17 protein-coding genes and 1 pseudogene are annotated in these 20,676 nt (G+C 44.9%); 11 read left to right on the forward strand and 7 right to left on the reverse strand.

All coding sequences use genetic code 11. The features are described from left to right. Positions 1-10: 10 nt before the first annotated feature. The 5 genes from MKX46_RS02230 to MKX46_RS02250 form a co-directional block, all read right to left on the reverse strand. Entirely contained in the window at positions 11-1,213 is a 1,203-nt protein-coding gene (locus tag MKX46_RS02230) for a Ger(x)C family spore germination protein (RefSeq protein ID WP_165150641.1), read from the reverse strand. Between the two features lie 9 nt (positions 1,214-1,222). Then, positions 1,223-2,839: a spore germination protein gene (locus MKX46_RS02235; protein WP_029515313.1), complete on the reverse strand. Its 1,617-nt coding sequence runs from the start codon at positions 2,837-2,839 to the stop codon at positions 1,223-1,225. Positions 2,840-3,022: 183 nt separating this feature from the next. After that, complete coding sequence (locus tag MKX46_RS02240; protein WP_069011459.1) at positions 3,023-3,712, reverse strand: metal-dependent hydrolase; 690 nt, start codon at positions 3,710-3,712, stop codon at positions 3,023-3,025. A 105-nt stretch (positions 3,713-3,817) separates the two neighbouring features. Next, positions 3,818-4,453, reverse strand: coding sequence for an FMN-dependent NADH-azoreductase (locus MKX46_RS02245; protein WP_029515311.1), 636 nt, complete (start codon positions 4,451-4,453; stop codon positions 3,818-3,820). A 37-nt stretch (positions 4,454-4,490) separates the two neighbouring features. Further along, a complete protein-coding gene (locus MKX46_RS02250; protein WP_341039349.1) occupies positions 4,491-4,874 on the reverse strand; it encodes a tautomerase family protein in 384 nt (127 codons plus the stop codon). Positions 4,875-4,998: 124 nt separating this feature from the next. On the opposite strand from MKX46_RS02250, the gene MKX46_RS02255 reads away from it, so the two are divergent. Both MKX46_RS02255 and MKX46_RS02260 read left to right on the forward strand, forming a co-directional pair. Further along, positions 4,999-7,530 carry an NB-ARC domain-containing protein gene (locus tag MKX46_RS02255; RefSeq protein WP_341070834.1) on the forward strand — a complete coding sequence of 844 codons (2,532 nt, stop codon included), beginning with the start codon at positions 4,999-5,001 and terminating at the stop codon, positions 7,528-7,530. Positions 7,531-8,005: 475 nt separating this feature from the next. Continuing rightward, entirely contained in the window at positions 8,006-8,656 is a 651-nt protein-coding gene (locus MKX46_RS02260) for an FMN-dependent NADH-azoreductase (protein ID WP_341039350.1), read from the forward strand. Positions 8,657-9,026: 370 nt separating this feature from the next. Here MKX46_RS02260 and MKX46_RS02265 read toward each other — a convergent pair whose 3' ends face one another. Continuing rightward, entirely contained in the window at positions 9,027-9,311 is a 285-nt protein-coding gene (locus tag MKX46_RS02265) for a helix-turn-helix domain-containing protein (protein ID WP_141695491.1), read from the reverse strand. Positions 9,312-9,907: 596 nt separating this feature from the next. Next, entirely contained in the window at positions 9,908-10,759 is an 852-nt protein-coding gene (locus MKX46_RS02270) for an aldo/keto reductase (RefSeq protein WP_318628310.1), read from the reverse strand. 175 nt (positions 10,760-10,934) lie between these two features. On the opposite strand from MKX46_RS02270, the gene MKX46_RS02275 reads away from it, so the two are divergent. The 9 genes and pseudogenes from MKX46_RS02275 (at position 10,935) to MKX46_RS02315 (ending at position 20,635) form a co-directional block, all read left to right on the forward strand. Then, a complete protein-coding gene (locus tag MKX46_RS02275; protein ID WP_029515307.1) occupies positions 10,935-11,429 on the forward strand; it encodes a MerR family transcriptional regulator in 495 nt (164 codons plus the stop codon). A 623-nt stretch (positions 11,430-12,052) separates the two neighbouring features. Continuing rightward, positions 12,053-12,934, forward strand: a complete 882-nt coding sequence (locus MKX46_RS02280) for a DNA-binding protein (RefSeq protein WP_209950304.1) — start codon at positions 12,053-12,055, stop codon at positions 12,932-12,934. 914 nt (positions 12,935-13,848) lie between these two features. Beyond that, a complete protein-coding gene (locus MKX46_RS02285) occupies positions 13,849-14,367 on the forward strand; it encodes a sigma-70 family RNA polymerase sigma factor (RefSeq protein ID WP_029515305.1) in 519 nt (172 codons plus the stop codon). 28 nt (positions 14,368-14,395) lie between these two features. Further along, positions 14,396-15,502, forward strand: coding sequence for a hypothetical protein (locus tag MKX46_RS02290; RefSeq protein ID WP_341039353.1), 1,107 nt, complete (start codon positions 14,396-14,398; stop codon positions 15,500-15,502). Next, on the forward strand, positions 15,499-16,482 hold the full coding sequence (locus MKX46_RS02295; RefSeq protein ID WP_318628308.1) for an ABC transporter ATP-binding protein: 984 nt from the start codon (positions 15,499-15,501) through the stop codon (positions 16,480-16,482). The genes MKX46_RS02290 and MKX46_RS02295 overlap by 4 nt, the downstream gene beginning before the upstream one ends. Continuing rightward, a complete protein-coding gene (locus MKX46_RS02300) occupies positions 16,479-17,360 on the forward strand; it encodes an ABC transporter permease subunit (RefSeq protein WP_069011453.1) in 882 nt (293 codons plus the stop codon). The genes MKX46_RS02295 and MKX46_RS02300 overlap by 4 nt, the downstream gene beginning before the upstream one ends. Before the next feature lie 951 nt (positions 17,361-18,311). Then, positions 18,312-19,897, forward strand: a pseudogene (locus MKX46_RS02305) (nitrate/nitrite transporter). Further along, the gene (locus MKX46_RS02310) at positions 19,879-20,319 is read left to right on the forward strand and encodes a hemerythrin domain-containing protein (protein WP_341070835.1); all 441 of its coding nucleotides are present in this window, start codon (positions 19,879-19,881) and stop codon (positions 20,317-20,319) included. The pseudogene MKX46_RS02305 and the gene MKX46_RS02310 overlap by 19 nt, the downstream one beginning before the upstream one ends. Continuing rightward, complete coding sequence (locus tag MKX46_RS02315; protein ID WP_069011450.1) at positions 20,309-20,635, forward strand: hypothetical protein; 327 nt, start codon at positions 20,309-20,311, stop codon at positions 20,633-20,635. The genes MKX46_RS02310 and MKX46_RS02315 overlap by 11 nt, the downstream gene beginning before the upstream one ends. Positions 20,636-20,676: the final 41 nt, after the last annotated feature.

Consider the following 20,676-nt stretch of genomic DNA (forward strand, 5'->3'; position numbering starts at 1 on the left):
CCTGTTTATCTTATTTCAACAGTTCGTTAAAAGATTTTTCGAATAATCCTGGACGTGCAAGCTTCATTTTTACATCTATTTTTATATCCATGTTTGCTAACTCTCCAGGCCACGTCTCTTTTATTTTTTTCCAGTCTTTTGGATACTTGTGATGGATTTTATTTCCAATACCGATAAGGTCGATATTCTTTTGCTGTAAGGCTTTCCAGCCTTCCTGAATTTGCAATTTGATCGTTTCTGCTGCTTGCATCTGCAATTGATGTGTACTTTGCATATTTTTCATTTCTCTTTGGGAAGAGGCTGACAGAAGATCACCGGTAGCTTTAACGTCAACGTTTAGGTAATAATGATTTAAATTCTTGATTGGCGTAACCTTAATCTTGGCTTTCCGGATGAGGAAAGCGGACGTAACATTCCCATCTACATAGTTTACAGTAGTGTTTTTAATCTGGTTGTTTAACCATGAAACCCCCATACTTTCCTTTTCATTTAGAAAGCCGACTCTCTTGTCTTTCTGAAAAATGCTTAAACCCGATAACTTGAGTTTATTTTTGGCGGAGGTTTCCTTGAAAACATCAACAGAGTCTAGTTTCTCCGGCTCTGAACCCTCAAGAGATATTTCTGGAACTCCGGCTGCGCCACTATCGGAGCTAATTTTCGAAATAAATTCATACATGGATATTGCGGGGTAGATTGATCCTAATTTGCTATCTCTTTCTATAATCTTTTCTAAAGCTTGACCAGGAATTTTCTCTGGTGGTACAAGCTTTTTTAAAAAATCACGAGCCTCTCCGTTGGCAATGAATACTTTTACAGTTTCTCGTGAATCAAGGTTGCGGAGGTAAATATCAATAATCTCTTCAATGCCTTGTTCTGCTGCTTTTTTTCCAATAACGAGTATATTATTTTGGGCAAAATATAGTTTACGCGGGTATTCCAGGCTACTCTTCGTAACGGTTTCTCTCAATGTTTTTCCATGTGTAGAAAAGGTATGTACAGCGCTTTGCGATGCCCCGGTGGAAGAACCACCTGATCCAGTCGTCATAGCTGATGGAATTATGATTTGATAGGTATTGATCCAGTCGCCCTTATGGCCATCAATTCCAGTTGCTGTTGTGATGGCTAATTCGTTCAATTCTGTACGATCTACGCACCCTGTAAGTAATAACCCTGCAATAAACAGAACATAACTAACTCTTAATTGCCGCACCATTGATCTCTCCTATTTTTGGGTATCAGACTTGTCATTATTTTTGATTTCATCCGAACTAGCAGGGTATTGGTGAGCTGCCTGTCTTGTCTGGTTATGGCCTGATTTTTCGCTAGGTCTGGTTTTCATAGCCCACCACGGAGCTCTGATGATAAGGTCCTTCATATTAGATTTAAAGGTGGGGCTGTAGGGCACAAAATAATCAACTCCGAATGATTTGAGAGATACAAGATGAACAAGAAGGGGGATAATTCCTATCAGAATACCGAATAAGCCCAGAGCCCCCGCCAGTAGCATAAGTGCAAAACGCAACAACCTGACTGCTGAAGCCATACCAAAATACGGGATGACAAAGTTCGATATAGCAGTGAAGGCAACAACGATAACCATTGCACCTGAGACCAGTCCGGCTTGCACCGCTGCCTGCCCGATAACCAGAGCTCCTACAATGGAAACGGCTGGTCCGATGACCCGTGGCATTCGCACACCTGCTTCACGAATCACTTCAAACATCAATTCCATCATTAATGCTTCAATTAATGCAGGAAAAGGAGTTCCTTCCCGTTGAGCCATCAGCGTAATTAACAGCGTGGTGGGGATCATTTCCTGTTGGAAAGTCGTCAAGGCTATAAATAGAGAGGGAAGCAACAATGAGACTAGAAAAGATACCACACGAAGAGCCCTTAAAAAAGTTGAAATGTCATATCTCTGGTAGTAGTCTTCGGCCGTTTGAAAGAAATTGAAGAAAGTTACAGGTGCAATCAGAGCGAATGGCGTCCCATCAACCAGAACAGCTACTTGTCCGTCTAAAAGGCTACCTGCGACAGTATCCGGACGCTCTGAGTTTAGCATGGTGGGAAAGAGACTAAGTGGTTCATCCTGTATGAATTCTTCGATATAGCCACTTTCAAGTATGCTGTCTGTATCAATGGATTGAAGCCGTTTTGTAATTTCCCGTATTACTTCTGGATTAGCGACATTTTCAATGTAAGCTAATATGACTTTAGTTTGTGTATATCGTCCAATAACGTGACTTTCAAATTTAAGGTCAGGTGTCCGCAATTTTCTTCTGATCAGTGTAATGTTAGTTGAGACATCCTCTGTAAATCCTTCTTTAGGACCCCGTACTACGGTCTGAGTACTGGGTTCCTGAATAGCCCGTCTTACTCCGCCTGCGATGGAAACTGCCAAAGCATAGTTGTTTCCGTTGATGACAATGACAGCATTCCCGGAGAGAATGGCTTGATATACCTCATTTTGCGAATGTATCATTTGAATATTTCCTGCTGGAATTGTCTTCTTTAATAGAGAGACCGTGCTATTTTCACCAAGCTTAGAGGAAGATTCAGAGAGTTTTTCTGTAATTAAACCTTCCATTAAATCGGAAAGTAAGTTTTGATCAATTAATCCCTCGATATAACATACTGCGAGATGACCGGCATGGGCAGGATTTTCGGAAAAATTACGAATGATAAAATCAGGACCTTGTCCGAGTTTCGATTTGAGTAAAGACAGAGTTTGGGGCAATGACGGATTAATGGGGTCAGTTGTTTGCTGATTGGACTTTTCACTATCTTGTCTACGCCTTCTTTCAGGTCTCAGAACGTTTCTAAACCAACCTAACAACACAAGTTAACCCCCTTGCTTTATTGATAAAGCATATTTTATCCTCTAAGACCTAAAATATACTTCTTAAGAGCAGTTGATTCCAAAGTTAACCATTAAAATCTAAAAAATCAAAAGCGGGCGCCGTCCAACAGAGGAGAGCGCCCGCTTTTGATTTTTTGGAAATAACTAAATTCAACTAGCAGGTCAGGGAATCAACTCGAGCCCTTCTCCCGGTTCCAACACTTTCCCTACCCCTTCCTTTAGAAGCGAGGCGAAGTAGTGAGGGTCTTGTTTGATATGAGGGAACGTATTGAAATGGATCGGCACAACTTGTTTCGCTTGAAGCCATTCAGTTGCCAGCGCAGCATCTTCTGGACCCATAGTATGGTTGTCTCCGATCGGCAGAAATGCCAAATCGATATTGCTGAGTTCTCCAATCACCTTCATATCGTAGAACAAACCTGTGTCTCCTGCGTGGTAAATCGTTCTGCCCTCTGCTGTGAACAGAATCCCTGTAGGCATTCCCGTATAGATGATTGTTTTAGTCTCCAGATTAACGAGGCTTGAGCTATGAAAAGCCTGGGTTAATTTCACTTTTCCAAATTCGAATTGATAAGCTCCCCCAATGCTCATGGCGTGGGTTCGTACACCTTGCCAACTGAGAACATCCGCTAGCTCTGCCGATGCGATTACCAGCGCGTCATTTCGTTTTGCAATTTCCACAGTATCTCCAACATGATCCCCGTGGCCATGGGTCAGAAGGATTACATCAGCCTGCACGTCGGCTGCTTCCAGATCGGTGTTGGAGTTGCCTGTAATAAAAGGATCAATAAGAATAATTGTGCCATGGGTTTCGATTTTTACAACGGAATGTCCATGATAAGATACTTTCATTTTTCTTCCCCCTTGGTCAAATCGGCGGTGCCGGGTTTATTAATGTGATGTAACAAACCATTGCCACGATATTGACTAATCTCCAATCGCTATCGAAACATACTCTTAGAAATTCTTCGCAGCATTGCGCGCTTTTTCAATTGCTTCGGCTTTGATTTGGGGAGCGCGGTCTCCCGCCGTGGACAGACCTTCCACAAATAGGCTATCAAAGTCTGTTACGCCGACAAAATTCAAAACCGTCTTCAAATGACGGCTTCCATTCTCGCGTTCCGCCACAGGACCTTCCGAATAGATGCCGCCGCTAGCTTGAATGTGGAATGCTTTTTTGTTATGCAGCAGTCCAACGGGGCCATTCTCCGTGTATTTGAATGTTTTGGCTCTGACGCAAAAGGAATCAATGTATGCCTTCAATACCGGAGGGTAAGAAAAGTTCCACATGGGTGTAACGAACACGTACTTGTCCGCAGTGACAAACTCTTCGAGCAAATGATTCAGTTGGGTTATTTTTTCTTGATGCGCGGCAGTCAATTGATCAAACGATGCTCCCGTTTGAAGCTTGCCCCATGCCTCCAATACATCTGCATCGATATGCGGAATGTCTCGTTGATACAGATCTACGTGCACAATCTTATCTTCTGGGTGACTTTCTTGATAGGCTTGTACAAATTGCTCGCCAACGGAAAGGCTGTAAGATGCTTCAGGATTACCAGGATGCGCAGTGATATAAAGAATAGTCGACATAATTATATTTTCTCTCCTTCTTATATAAAATTACGATTTAAACAATAAAAGGGGCGATGCCGTTGCCATAAGACCAGTTGTCTTTCGTGACTTCAATTAAATTGATAAAAACATCCTCGGTTCTAATGTTGCACTGCTCATGCAGTTGTTCAGCTAATGCCGCATAGAACTCTTTTTTTACTTCAGACGATTTGCCGACATTCAAAATGATTTGAACAATGAGAAATCCATCGCTTCTTTCAATGTCCAGACAGTTTGGATCAAAGTTGAAGTTCTCTCGGTTGTGTTCCTCGATAATCAAAAAACGATCATTTTCAGGCACTTGCAGTTTGTCCACGATCGTTTGCGAGACGACCTCTTTAATACGGGCTTTAGCTTCGCTCGAACGTCCTTCCAACGTGACGATACGCGTTAAAGGCATGTAGATTACCTCCTCTTTTTGTTGATATGCTTTATTCTATCTGTTAAAATCCAGAACACGAATGTACATGAGTTCGTGTTAGTTCGTGTCAGAGATGCTCAAACTATTGAAGCCAGGTGATAAGATGGAAGACGAAAAATCTTTGAAAGATTGGCCCCATGATTGGATTAAAAAAATTCGTTCCAGGCCCGCTAGACATAACCTTTCCAAACGAACACGGCAAGTTGACTTGGCAAGGCAAGTTGGCGTCGATCCACGAACCGTTCAACAGTGGGAGAACGGAGATCGTCTTCCCAGCGTTGGCAGCCTCAAACGTTTGATTCAAGTCTTTTTGGAGGAAGGACTCTTCCTGGAGGGAGCCCAGCGGAAAGAGGCTGAGGAGCTTTGGCTTGCAGTAAAACGTTTTTCGGAAGTGCGCTCTGCAACAAAACGGGAGTTTCCGGATTTTGATGTCACTTGGTTTGAAACCGTTGCTTCGTTCGAAGGTTCCGCGCAGGAAGGTCGGGTTGCCACGCAAGCCGTTTCACTTGCAAGGCAAAGTCAGTTACCGAAGCCTCCTTCTCTCTTTATAGGAAGAAACCAATCCATGGCTGACCTGAAAGAACAGCTGAAGTTCCATTCCCTTGTGTCAATCGTAGGACCCGGAGGGATAGGGAAAACATCACTTGCTGTTCGAGTCGCTTCAACGCTTGCTGAAACGTATCCGGACGGTATTTGGATGTTCGAATTCGGCGCCGTAAAGGATCATCATTTTTTGGGCCAGTATCTGTTATCCACTATGGGACTGCAAAATCAAGGGAATCGAACTGATCTCCAAACCATATTAGATGTAATCTCCGAGAAAAGAATGATGTTTATTTTCGACAACTGCGAACACATCATTGATGCATGCGCGGCTTTAGCTGAATCACTCCTGATGGCTGCGCCAACACTAAGCATCATGGTCACGAGCCGAGAAGCCTTGAACATTTCGGGGGAATACGTCTATCGGATTCCCCCGTTATCCTTTCCAGGTGAGGAGTATTCGCTGGAGGTGCTTTCCGAAGAAGAAATCAAGGAATTTGAAGCCGTGCAACTGTTTATGGAACGTGCGCTTTTGGTTGCTCCTAAGCTTCAACCCACGCTGGCAAACTTGCAGCTTGTAGGTGCCATATGCAAAAAATTAGAAGGGATTCCGTTAGCCATTGAGCTTGCGGCTTCCAGAATGAGTATGTTGACATTAGAACAGATGGAAGAACGTCTGGCGAGTCTGCTGACATTATTGACTGCTGGAAAACGAAATGCTGTGCCTCGGCAAAAAACGCTGAAATCTACAATCGATTGGAGCTACGATCTACTAACCGGCAAGGAGCAACTGCTTCTGAGAAGGCTCAGTGTATTTTCGGGAGGGTTTACGTTGGAGGCAGTGGAGCGGATCTGTAGCTGCGAACCCGCATTGCCCACCCGTGATGATAAACTTGCTCGGGAAGATATGCTTGATCTGTTATCCGGACTGGTCAACAAGTCACTCGTCTCAATCGAAACCAGTGATGACTACCGCTATATCCGTTATTTCATGCTGGAAGCCATTAAGGAATATGCTGGCGAGAAGATGCGGGAAGAAACTGACGGCCGTAACAGACATGTTCTTCTTGAACGTCATGCTCAATATTACAGCCAAATTTTGAATCGTGCCGAGGCCAAGTTCAGGACTCGCGAGCGTGATGCCTGCCTTGATGAAGTGAGACGAGAATATGCAAACCTGCGCTCAGCCATGCAATGGTGTTATCAGAATGATGCACATACCAACTCAATTGGATTTCATATGGTTTCAAACCTTTACTGGTTCTGGCTTCATGAAGGCAGATTAAAGGAGGGGATTTTTTGGCTTAATCGTTTTCTGGAAAGTACCGTTCATAAAGAACTGCCTGGTGGAGATTTTGCCAAAGCATTGCATGGGCGGGGCGTCATTCAATTGGTTCAAGGAAACGTTGAAGAAGCCATGGTTTCAGCTGCACGCAGCGCTGAGCTCGCCCGTGATCTGAACCATTCTGCACAATTAGCCTCTTCTCTTCGTCTCATGGCATTTATTTATATCAACCAGCTACTTTTGAAAGATGTCGAGCCTCTCGTTAAGGAGAGCGTTGATATTGCCAGGAAAACGAAGGACATGTGGAATTTGGCGGCTTCGTTGCATGCTTACGGAAAGCTAAAGCTGGAACAAAAGGAGTATCATGAAGCATCCATGCTTCTAAAAGAGAGCGTGTACTTCTTCGAATCGGTTCAGGATAAATGGGAAGTATCCGGTCCGTACGAAAGCCTCGGTTATACTGCCTTGAAACTTGGGCAGACCGATCAATCCATTGAATGCTTCAAAAAAAGCATTGCGATCAGCCAAATTTACAAAGGGACATGGATTCTCTCTCGCGGAATAGAAGGGTTGGCTATAGCTTTATGGGCAAAGAAGGCTTATCCAGAAGCGGTCATCCTTCTGAGTGCTGCTGAGAAATGTCGCGAAAGCTTCGGAGCTGCTGCCGTTCCGAATTTTCCCGTGGAGCATAATGCAGTGCTTCTTGATCTTCAACATGTTTTAATTGAACAGGAAATACGCGATATTTGGAACAAAGGAAAGAGTCTAACGAAAGACCAGATTCTCGCATATTCTTTAGAAACTTAGGTGTGATAGCCTCCCTGAAAATCTGATCGTCCAAACGATGGACAGCCTCATTGACAACACGAACAAGGTGATAGTACAAAGAAACCGTTCCTTTCGTAAATGGTGGGTCGCACTTCCATTTACCAAGACGGTTTCTTTTTGTTTTACATCTTTGAGAAAAGCGGTCTTCCTGTGGGGTATGCAGTTTATGAACGACCAATAAAAGTCAAAAAATTGGTGTCTGCATTTCAAGATCCCTCTTGACACTCATTTTTTTCTGTAACTATAATGATTACATTAAGAAGGGAGTTAGTAATGATAATATTCAGCGATTTTCAATAGGACTCGAAAAAGTTCCACTGCTGAATGTTTACCAGACAGTGGAAGTCATGGAGTAGGGGAAGCTCTTTCATATCCACGAACAGCATAGCTAGAATTGCTATTAATAGCATTGTATCCTCAATTATTTTAATCATAACATAGGAGTGGATTTATCATGGCAACTGTATTGTACGTAACCGCTCATCCTTTAAAAGACGGTACATACAGCCTATCAGTCGGCAAACAGTTTATCGAAACCTATCAGGAGGCCAATCCAGGAGATGAGGTCATTCATTTGGACCTGTATCGCATGGATCTTCCGCAAATCGACGCCGATCTTCTAAGACGCTGGGGGCAGCCACCAAGTGGTCTTTCTTTCGATGAACTGAGCGAGGGATCGAAGGTCAAAGCGGTGCGAATGCGCGAGATTACGGACCAATTCATGACTGCGGATAAAATCGTCATTGTCAATCCGGTATGGAATTATTCTTTCCCGTCGGTTCTGAAAGCGTACATTGACGCGGTTATAGTTCCGGGAAAAACTATTAAGCGAGCCGATAATGGGCTGCGGGGTTTGTCCGGTTTGATTGGGACGCAGCAGGACAAAAAAGTGATGCACATTCAGGCTTCCGGCACGGTTCTTTCCCATGGGAAGTTCAAAGATGTAGAGTACAGCCATAGTTATGTAAAAGCTATCATGAATTTACTGGGCATTGACGATGTGCAGGCTATCTTTGTTGAAGGTATCAGTGAGCAGCCGGACCAAGCGCAGAGCATAAAGGAATCAGCAATCCGGCAAGCCATATTGGCAGCCAAAGCGTTTTGATGTGACAGCCTAAAGAAAAAGCGGAAAAATTCCAGGATTTTTTTCTGGTTTTTCTTTCTCTTTTTTGACCATGATGGGGGAATGTATTGTTGTTACACCTGATGTACGTTACCCAAATAAGTTGCATTATTACAATCCTTGATACTTAAGGCAATTCCTTTGTTTTGGCGGCCACAATGCGGTCATCATTATGGAGCGCTATGAGCCATAAGTGGAAATATAATGGTTAAACCCCAGGGACCTTATCCATCTGGAAGAAGCCCTGAGGTTTTTTGTTATTGAGCAGGGAGGTCTTGCCTGTAGTAATACGAAGCGGTCTCAAAATCTTTTTGGTGATAATAAGCTTCAGCTATAAGAATATACAATTCACTCATTTTTTTGTGCGCTTGCTTTTGTTATTGAGTTGGGCTTTTAAATCAGCTTCTTCCTCTGTGATTTCTATACTCTTTATTATGTTTAGAAACTCATTTAACAAATTGCTTTCAAGATATTGTTCCGCCCTTACCAATTGAGTAGGAATGGAGGGAGGAGGAGAAACGGTTTCCGAGGCCACTTCTTCTAAGAGAAAAGTAATAGAGCAATTTAATCGCTCCGCAAGCTTGCTAATGATCTCAAAAGAGGGCATCGCATTTCCTTTCTCAATTTGACTAATCAATATCAGATGATGAATTCACCCGCAGCTGGTTAGCAGCAGGGATAAGCAAGGATTATGCTGAGATCATGACCGGACTCGACCGTAAAATTCGCGAGGAAGGAGCGGAAGATCTAAGTACTGATACTGTAATGAGGGTGACTGGGAAGGCGCCTGTCTCCTTCCAACAATTTGCACAGAGACACGCAGGAATCTGGATGCGGGAATTAGACAGTACTATGACATTTTAGCCAAACTCAAACAGCGTGCACCAAGCTTGGAAAATTCCCTTGGAATCCTCGGCACTTCGCGTAGATATTTGTGTGTCCCAGCTTCCAACTGACAAAACCGAAAATATCTAGTTACGAACACAAGCTGAGAATTGCGCTAACAGAGATGCTTGTTGAATAAATTAGTCTAAATCTTCTATTAGAAACAGACTAGAATTATTGCTTTAATAGGGGGGATTATGATTAAGCGAAAGGTGGCATCTTATAAAGCTGAAAAGCAAATCCAAGGGTCAATTCAAGTAAAGAAAGGACAGGGTTCACTTCAAACCGCCCTGCCCTTTCTTTATAGATGAGGATAAACGAGTGATAAGTTTATGGTTCGATCAAGGTTTACAGATCGATTCTCCAGTTGCCCATCATCTTGGCGACTTCCGGGTCGCGATACGATAAGAAAAGACTTTCCCGCGTATCGAGGGCCGAGATTTGTTCGGTATCATCCGCGCTCAACTCAAAATCGAAAATGTCAAAGTTTTCGACGATCCGCTCTTTTCTCACCGATTTTGGAATTACAACGACTTCACGCTGAACAAGCCAGCGCAATACGACCTGAGCGACGGACTTGTTGTATTTTTCTGCGATCGAGAGCAACACTTCGTTTTTGAACATGTTGTTAAGTCCCTCAGCGAATGGGGCCCACGACTGGTGTTGAACTCCGTGCTCTTTCATAAAAGCTGCGCTCTCTGTTTGCTGGTAGAACGGGTGCGTTTCGATCTGGTTGACGGCGGGTACGATTTCGTTATGAACGATGAGGTCCATCAGGCGGTCGGGTAGGAAGTTGCTGACACCGATCGCCCTAATCTTGCCTTCGCGGTACAGGTCTTCCATCGCACGCCATGCACCGTAGTAATCGCCAAATGGCTGGTGAATAAGGTACAGATCGAGATAGTCGAGTTGAAGCTTCTTCAAGGATTTGGCAAATGCGTGCTTGGTACTCTCGTAGCCGGCATCCTGAACCCAGAGCTTGGTCGTGATGAACAGCTGCTCACGCGGTACGCCGCTGCGGTTAATCGCACGACCGACCGCTTCCTCATTCAAATAACCGGAGGCGGTGTCGATCAGGCGGTAACCAGCCATCAGCGCTTCATATACAGCGTTCTCGCATTCTTCAGCATCTGGAACTTGGTAGACACCAAAGCCGATGATCGGCATTTTCACACCATTGTTTAATGTTACGGTTTGCATTGTATTTCCTCCCATTGTCCAAATGTAAAACGCAAACGGCCGCAAAACTCGGAAATCGGGCACCTCAGTGGGCTTCCGCTTACGGTCGACTTGCATTACAATAAGCCTAACGCCTTCGTGTTACACGAAGTCAAGCCATCTTCAAAAATTTTTATTTTTCCAAGGAGGATTCCACATGCATACAGTCAAAGAAGCTGCCCAGATAACGGGACTCACCGAGCACGCTGTACGCTTTTACACGGATAAAGGCCTGGTACCAAGCGTACAGCGCAATCAAAACAACATTCGGATGTTCGACGAAGAATCGATCAACTGGTTGCATGGCGTCAAATGTCTCAAGCAATCCGGGATGCCGATTGAAGTCATTAAAATGTACGTCGATTTCTGTCTCGAAGGGGATTCGACCATTCCGCAACGCTACACACTCATGATGGAGCATAAGGAAGCGGCGCTCATTAAGCTCGAAGAAGCCAAACAGCACGTTGCCCATTTGGAACAAAAAACGGCTCTATATCAGGCCATTCTGGAGCACCGCTCTCCAGACACGACCAATCCTGGCAACTGGGATAAAATTCAGCATATGCATAGTGACGTTTTTTACTCGCCCTCTGTTCGGAAGGCTAGAGATCTACGTGAGACACAACCACTCGAAGAAAATCCTCTGTTTTAAATTCCTGGTTGGCTTAGGATGAACAAGATTCAGAACAGTCTAGATTGGACTAACGAGAGACGATAACTTAATCATAACGAGAAGGCAGCAGGCCAAATGGACCCATTGCCTTCGTTCAAATCCTCTGTTTTTACACTAAATAACAGCACTGAACGCATCGTAAAAGATCATAAAATGGTAGCGTTGTTTCAAACATGAGTCGAACCGTCTGGGTAACTTAGTTCTCGGACTGATCCTCCCAATGTATGTATTTACCTTTTTGCGGGATCAGTCGATCAGCTAACGCACTTTCGGGAAAGCTTTCTATGCATCGTATGTACACATGATTAAAAGGAGGGCAGCACCCCACGCCAGCGGTAGAATTGACTACTACAGAGATTAGAATGTAAAGAAACGTAAGTCTGAAATAACAAGGGGCAGACTGAAAGATTTAATGGAACTGCGTCCAAGACTTAAACAGGCACAGTATGCAAAAATACTTGGGCTAAGCCGATTCAGTGTCTCACATCATATGAGAAAATTCAGAGAAGATTCAACTTGTGAATAGCTCACTTAACTACGTAATTGACCATTGCCCAATTATAATATACTATTGGTTAAAAATGTAATCAGGAGGCAGCTATATGTTTAACTCGGCAGTTTTAGAATCAATAAGTGACATAAACCTTTTGTATGAAATGCTGCAAGCAGAGTTTTCACTAGATGGTTGGGATGCTATGGTACATATTGCGGATAAACTCCACCACTCAATCAACGCATTCTATGAGGAAGACCAACTTAGACAAGCAAAAGGGCAGCCGAGAATTGATACTAAAAGACTTAAACGAAGTGTTGCTTTTTATTTTGGATATTCTATGGTGGCGAAAGGTATCGCATTGCAAAAGATGGGCGATTACTCAGCAGCAAGGGATTGTATTGAAAAGTACTCTGAATTGGGATGGATATCTGGATTGGACGATGAGGGGAAGGAGGATGTAACACATTTCAGGATGATTGCAAATGCCAATACATATGTTTTGAATTTGCTGGAAGGTAATATGGAGACGCTTCCTGAATATGTGCAATTTATACACAATGCCGAGGAAGAAGAGTTGTTGCCGGGGATTATTACGATACTGGAGTCAGCTTTAAAACATAACTGTAACGTTGATTGGGCATTAAAAGAATTTGAACCTAATTTGGACGCTCTGGATGGAGAGTACGAAACGGAAGCCAATATTCGTTATTATATAGATCATTTATATCTTATGTCCCTTTACCACTTTACTAATGGTAATATTTACAATGCATTAAATATATCCCTCAAGGGATTGCGAATGTCTGATAAACTTAAGGATGATACTGGATATAAAAAAATCAATGCATTATTTGTTTCATTTAGTGTTCATGCAACTAAAGAACAGCTGAATGAATATAATGTATTGAACAAAACTATCCTAGAAAGGGTGTTAAAAGATGAAAAAGGCATTAGGTATGATGGCAGTAGTATTGTTTCTGTTAGGTAACGTAATCATCCCTACTGGTGCAGCAACGATCCAACCTAACAATCACGGCATGAATAGCTTCCAACAACTTAACAATCATGGCATGAATAGCTAGGTTCGTATATTTGAAACCCCTTCTACAAAGAAGGGGTTTTAATTTGGCAGAATAGTTCCAAAGAATCATAACAATCTTCTAGAAATCTACTGATTTTTCTGAAGGATTTCCCCTCAATTCACAGAACACTATCATTGAGGAGAGACGTGTCGAGGCAGGGGGTGCTTCGTGCCCTCATAAAGCCATTTCAGCAGCACAAAGACTTAATGTCTCGGCCGTCAATTCAAATATATCGGTTACATTGGGCGTTTTACATTGCAATAAAAACGATGGAGGGCGCTCAACGTGATAACACTGACTAGTAATCGTTACTGATAATATTCCCTCCATTCCTATTCCAGTCATAGGTTCAATATCAATTAACCCCATGCATACTAAATAATGAAAAGTTAAGTGTCGTTCAGTATTTAGTTCTAGCGGACCTGACAAAAGGCATTGTCAAACAGTTTCCTGGGAAATTTTAAGCGATCGTTATAGACGCTCCAAAGCAGATTAGCTTTTTATAATCACCCGAAAAGGTGGCTATGGAAAGCTTTTTTACCGGTTTAATGAATCATTAATACAATGATGGATGTAGTCGGTACGACGTACATACACAAATTTCGTTAGAGCGACTAGCATAGGTTTTGCTGAAATACAATAGTTCTTTGTACAATAAAGTTGTTTTCTAATGTCTAACAATTTCTTAATCCTGATGTCATCGGACTGTCCAATTAAGTGCAGCCTAAAAAAATTCGAAGAAAATCTCCCGAGCATGATACAAAAAAGGAAGAAGGTTCGTCTTCCTAATAGCTGCAGCTTAAAAGGAGGCAATTACAAAATGAGTATTCCGGAATCCTCACCATTCCGCAACATATTTTATGAGCATTATCCAACCGTACGCAGAAAACTGGCTGCGCTTGTGCGAGATGAAGCAGCAGCCGACGATCTGGCGCAAGAAGTATTTCTGCGGCTGTACAGAAATCCGCCGGACAACCCGGCAACCCTGGGGGCATGGCTACACCGGGTACTGACAAGAATCGGATACGATTATTTAGAGAAGAGAGCAAGAGAGAGAAAGCTGCAGAATAAGCAGGAGATAATGTATGAAGGGGAAGTCGCTTCTGAATCCGGCGAAGAGGCGCTGATGCGTCGATTGGATCAGGAAGAGGTTCAGGCTTGGCTGGACAGACTGCCCGAACGAGACCGCCAAGCGCTGCTTCTGCGCTACTCCGGCTACAGCTATGCGGAGATCGCGGAAGAGCTTAATGTCAGGTCGCCGCTAATAGGCAGTCTGCTCCAAAGAGCGACACGCAAGCTGCAGGCCACATCCAGCAAGGCTATAGCAAGGCAGGACTAATCAAATATTCGGAAAGGATTGAAATGATATGACAACTAAATTGCAGCATTCAGAAGCTGACAAAAGTACACATGAAGCCTGGGAGAGGTTGCTACAGAAGCTGGCCATGGAGCCGGTAAACGCCAAGTGGGAGACCAGGGACGCAAATGACAAAGAGGACGTTCTGAGGCTTGCCGATGCCCTTAGGCCGCCAGCGGACTCAGTTGCAATTCAGGATTCGGAATCCAGTTTGAAAGTTGATGCTCCGGCTCCGGTTGCTTCTTTCCGCCGGCGAGCAGGCAAGGGCCGAAAGTGGGCCGCAGCGGTGGCGACAGCCGTTATCTTTGGCGTCGTACTTACAACCCCTGTGGGAAATAACGCGCTGGCGGCATTTTTAAATCAATTCCGGGTGCAGGATATCGCTACAGTTGACGAAAGCACGCTCGAAGGTATGTTTAATCAGCTGGTTCCGGGAAAATCGGCCGACATAGAAAACACCTTTGGCCAGTTTACATCGGAAAGCGGAAACGTACAGGGGGATTTTACGCGTGAACAAGCCGTCTCTAAGCTCGGATATCAGCTTCTTCCAGTAAATGTGGCCGGAACGAAGGAAAGTGTGTACGTTACTCCTTCGCAAAAAATTACAATGATGCTGAATGTGGATGAGCTCAATAAAGCTATGCAGCGTGTAGGGGCAACGAAGCTGCTGCCGGAGTCGATGGACGGTAAAGAAATAGCGTTTAGTACACATGAAAGCGTAAATTACGATTTGGGTACCGATCAGGACCACTGGGCAACTCTGACACAGATGCAGGCTCCAGAAATTACGGTAGATCCGTCCGTTGATACAGAAAAAGCGGTGGATGCCGTTCTTCAGCTTCCGATTCTGCCTTCCGATCTGAAAGAGAAGGTAAAGCGCAGCCGCATTCTGGCAGGTTCCATTCCTATGCCATATGTGGTTAATAAAAGTGCTGAAACTTCTGAGATTACCGTTGGAGGAACCAAGGTTCTGGTTACAAACATGAAGTACAGCTCAATGACGAATCGTACCGCTATCTGGATCAAAGACGGACAGTTCTTTTCCTTTGAAGGTGGGAGCGCCTATGAGTCAGAGTTTGATTTCATGAACAAGCTTAAGGAGCTGGTTGAGGCATGAGTAAGCCGACAATCGACGCTAAAGGATTAACCAAGGAATACAGCAACGGGCGCGGCTGCCGCAACGTGACCATCACCGTAGGGAAAGGGGAAGCCTTTGGCTTCCTCGGCCCCAATGGAGCCGGGAAAAGCACATTTGTGAAAATGCTGGTCGGGCTCATCCATCCGACGGCCGGAGGAGCAACCCTGATGGGTGCACCCATCGGAACGCTCGAAGCGAAACGGCAAATCGGGTATCTTCCCGAGCTGTACCGGTATCAGGAATGGCTTACAGGTGATGAGGTCGTCCGGTTGCATGGGCGATTATGCGGTTTGGACAAGCAGGTGATCGACAAGAGAGTTCCTGAGCTATTGCACATGGTAGGTGTGGGTCAGCGGGGGAAGGACCGTGTTAAGCATTATTCCAAAGGCATGCAGCAGCGGCTTGGACTGGCTTGCGCGCTGGTGAATGATCCGGCCGTGATTTTTCTTGACGAGCCTTCTTCCGCCATGGACCCGGTTGGACGAATGCATGTACGTAATATACTTGAGGAACTGAAGCAGCAGGGGAAAACGATTTTCTTAAACTCCCATCTGCTTGAGGATGTGGAAGTATTATGCGACAGAATGGCACTCTTGAATAACGGACAGGTTCTCCGCCATGGGCGGGTAGCCGAAATGCTCCAGAAGCGAGTCTGCTGGCGTTTTAAAGTCGGCGGATTTTCGCCTTTTTTGCTGTCCTGGCTTATGGATACGACAGAGCTCAGCTTTCGAGTAATAACAGATGGAAAAGCCGAAGGCGGATTTACAGGAGAGAGGGGCATAGATGATACCGTCTGGCTTGAAGCGGAACTGGAGAGCGAAGAACAGGCAGGCTGGATCAATACGTTGCTGATCGGACAGGGGATGACGTTATATGAAGTCACCAAAGTTCGAGAACGGCTTGAAGAGTGGTTCATGAAGGCTGTTGCAGGGCTGAATCATAGGGGGGAACTGGAATGAGGATTATTTGGACCATGACCTGGAAGGAGCTACTGCGCAAACGGGTCCTCCTGCTGACACTTTTATTAACTGTTGTATTCCTGCTGGGATTTTGGTTTATTGCCGGCGCCATCGCAGGAGATTCTACCTCTAGGGTGATCACAGGCGGTACGAATAATGAAACTATGATCCAGGAATTTACGCTCGGGATGTTCATTTTGATGCTCGGTTTTTTCTTCGCAAGTTTTGTACTCGCCTTTTTAGCGATTTTCAGCTCATTTTCCACGATTGCGGGTGAGGCGGAGCAGGGGGTCATGCAGGCGATGCTGCCACGGCCGATTCCGAGGTGGAAATGGTATACGGGCCGCTGGCTGGGCTATGTTTCGCTTGGTGTAATCTATGCCTTGGTATTGTACAGCCTGATTTTGTGGATCACCGATGTGCATGCTTCGATCCCGCGTGATCCGGTAGTGCTGGTGCAGTCTTTTTTGCTATTTGCTTCAGTCGTTCCCTTGCTTGTAACCGTGTCCATGTTCGGATCCGGCTATTTGTCATCGGTTGCGAATGGTGTCGTCATGACGATGCTTTATGGGGCTGGTTGGCTCGGTGGCATGGTTGGAAAAATCATCGGCTCTGTGGGTCTGGAGTCAGGTCCCATGCAGACCCTGAACAATATAACGGGTGTCCTGTCCCTGATCATGCCTGCCGATGGACTGCAGCGTAAAATGCAGGCAGTGTTGTTCAGCTTTGAGAATATTAATGGACTCATCCCGGTAAGCACAAGTGGACCGTTTGGTATCGGCGAGATTCCTTCAACAGCCTTTTTGATATACGCGGCATTTTACACGGCTGTGCTCTTTGGACTCGGGCTGCGCCGCTTTGTCCGCAAGGATTTATAGGTTCTACTTTGAAGTTTCAGACTTCAGCAGCCATTCAAAAAAATTGTTTTAAAAGACCTTCTGAGAATAAAAAAGGTGGTCTAAAAAGACCGCCAAATTGCTTGCTTTATTCCAATAAATGAATCTATGAGTCTGTTTATCTATTTCGATCGTTCATTAGTTTCAGCCTCGTCTTTACGCCATAATCACGCTTAAAGCGATCAAAAAGGGCGCTAAGGTCTCCAAGTCTAAAGAAGGTGATAACGACATTATTGCAACCATATCTACACAGCGATAATAATATTTTAATTGGGGCAGAACAAGATGGACTGCTGCTAGTTACTATTCTGACAATATGCATCTTAATTACAGTTTGATGTTACCCGTTAGAGAGCATCGGGTACAAGCTCAAACTTTAATCATTTGATGTTGACCTCTATGGATAATATTTCTATTTTCAAAAGACGTTTTAGGATAACCTAGAGCGTTTTTTTATTTTGAAAATCACCTGGGTATATGCCCATTTCTGCAAACGATGCTTATCTTTCCAGCGTAACAATCAATAGAAACCTACTATTTTGATTAACCATGTCAAGTTGGAGTTTTTCATCCTGTACAATAGAAAAAGACAGTGGTTTAGAATTTCTATTTGGCCAAAAGTATTCAAATATGACAGGCGAAGAACTGGTCATGGACGTGGAAAAACTATTAATCGCTTGAGCTTCATAAAATACAAATGCAATTGCTCTACATAAAAAGTTGACCTGATTTTTGCCCGCCAGCTACAGCATCTTCCGAAAATATTTTTCCACATCGTAACCGATCATGGCAAGCATCCTTCCATCACAGGTTGCAAGTGAGCCGTCATTTGTTATCTCCCCAAATCAAATGTTTGAAAGGCCAGAAGTTTGTCAAAAATGGATATTATATCCTATAGTTGCAATTCGAATAATCTCCAAAGGGGAGCTATACATGGTAAAAAAAATTCAGTTGCCATTGCAAACCCTTAGTCTGGTTGTCTCCTTTATGGCCTGGGTCTTGATCTCTTCCCTGATTTCTTACATAAGTCAGGATATTCCGCTGACGCCTGGGCAAAGAGCGTGGTCTACCGCGATCCCGGTAATCTTGGGCTCTTTGCTGCGAATTCCGGCGGGGATTCTGACCAACCGCTTCGGGGCAAGGCTGATGAATACAGTCAGTTTCTTGATTTTGCTTGTTCCTGTCTACTATTTGAGCCAGGCCAATACTTTTCTGGATTTGGCGGTTGGGGGCTTCTTTCTTGGGATAGGCGGGGCTACGTTCTCGATCGGTGTGACTTCACTGCCTCAATATTATCCCAAAGAAAAGCAGGGCACCATCAATGGGATATACGGGATCGGGAACCTGGGTACGGCCATCTCTACCTTTGGCGCACCGTGGGTGGCTGATGCGATCGGCTGGTCAAGAGCCCTTCAGCTTTTTTTGATTTTGCTTGCCCTTTTCGCTCTGCTGAATCTGTTTTTAGGGGATAAGCGCGAAGAGCGTGTACGAAGCTCCTGGAAGAATCAACTCAAGCAGGTTTATCGCAACGAAAAGCTGTGGTTTTTCAGCATATTTTACTTCATTACCTTCGGCTCCTCGTAGCTTTTACAATCTATCTCCCCAGTTTTCTGGTCAGCTATTTTGAATTAAGCAAGGTGGATGCCGGACTCAGGACGGCGGGTTTTATCGCCTTGGCTACCTTTCTCCGTCCAGTAGGCGGGATACTGTCCGACAAGTCCAATCCTTTTGTAGTTCTTATGTTCGTGTTTGCCGGCCTAACCTTGTCAGGAGTTTTACTCTCTTTCGGATTGACCATGCCTCTTTTTACGTTGGGTTGTTTGATGGTAGCCGTGTGCGCCGGTATCGGGAACGGCGCGGTGTTCAAACTGGTCCCGCTTTACTTTTCCAAACAGGGGGGCATCGCCAGCGGGATCGTCTCTGCAGCGGGCGGTCTGGGCGGTTTTTTTCCTCCACTGCTGCTTACCCTGCTGTTTGGGTGGACGGGCCACTACGCAATCGGCTTTATGGCCTTGTCCGAAGCCTCGCTGGCCAGCCTGATACTTGTTCTGTGGGTATTTTTCAGCAACAAGCTGGAGTTTGCGTCGGATATTATCAAGTCCACAGCCGATGCCGTGATGGTCACTGATGCCAAGGGCGTGATCCATACCGTAAACGCTGCCTTCACCGAGGTCACCGGATATCCCAAAGAAGCGGTGATCGGAAAAACTCCCAATATACTCAGCTCCGGCTTCCATGATCGCTCTTTCTATAATGCCTTTTGGGACACTTTACTGACCACCGGAAAATGGCAGGGAAAGATCGTCAACCGCAAGGCAAATGGGGAGGTTTTTCGGGAGTGGCTCTCCGTAACGGCGATCACGAACGAGCAAAATGCCACCCATTATGTGGCTATATTCAGCGACCTTTCGCATTCTGACTCCGTAATCGGGGAAGGTGAAGGCGACAGGCTGGAAAATCAATTCTCAAAAAAAGCAACAGGAAAGGAGGCGGGGGCTTCATGTCAGGACCCGCATTGAGACATGTGGACAGTCATTCGATGATTCATGAGGCGGCCTTAGGCGAAGCAAGAGAGCTTACCGAGCTGTTGAATCGAAGTATAAAAAAAGGTGAATTGGACAAAGCGGAGGAAATTGCCTACATCACGGTGGAGCATTGGGAGGGGCGTACGCTTCAGCACGCGGCCAGCGAAGAGGAAGGATTATATGTAGAAGCTGTGGGCATCAAGCCGGAGTTGAAGAACGTCATTATTTCTCTGACTCGCGATCATCAAATAATGCGAGAAATTGTCGCTGAGATTAAGGAACTGCTGGTGCAGGGCAAGGTGGGAGGCGAGCTTCTTGCCCGTTTTCAGGCTTTGATTGTCGTTGATGAACTGCATAACCGGGATGAAATGAACATGCTGGAAAAAGAAGTGAAGGGGCTGCTTCATGATAAATGAGACCTATACACTGGCGGCGATGCTTCCCGACAAACCGCTTCAATCCGTGGAGCCGAGGCTGTATCGGCTACTGGTACAAGAGCTCGAGAGGCTCCACCTTCATCCTTATGATGTGAAGGCGGGTGGCCGGGCTGATGCTCAAGGTATCACCGTCTACCTCCGATTTGGAGAGGAATTGGGACAGGTCACCAGCAGGAAATTTTTATGGGCATTGGTGGAAGGTGGCGACGAGGAGGTCTTGGCCTTTTTTAAACAGTCGGCGGAAAAGATTAAGAAATCGATGATTGCCGATTATTTTAAAATGATGAAATTCTGACAAGGGTCGGCAGATGAGTGTAGAAAAGTAGCTACGAAAGA

It is taken from the genome of Paenibacillus sp. FSL P4-0113 (genome assembly GCF_038009305.1).
GTDB lineage: Bacteria > Bacillota > Bacilli > Paenibacillales > Paenibacillaceae > Paenibacillus > Paenibacillus polymyxa_D.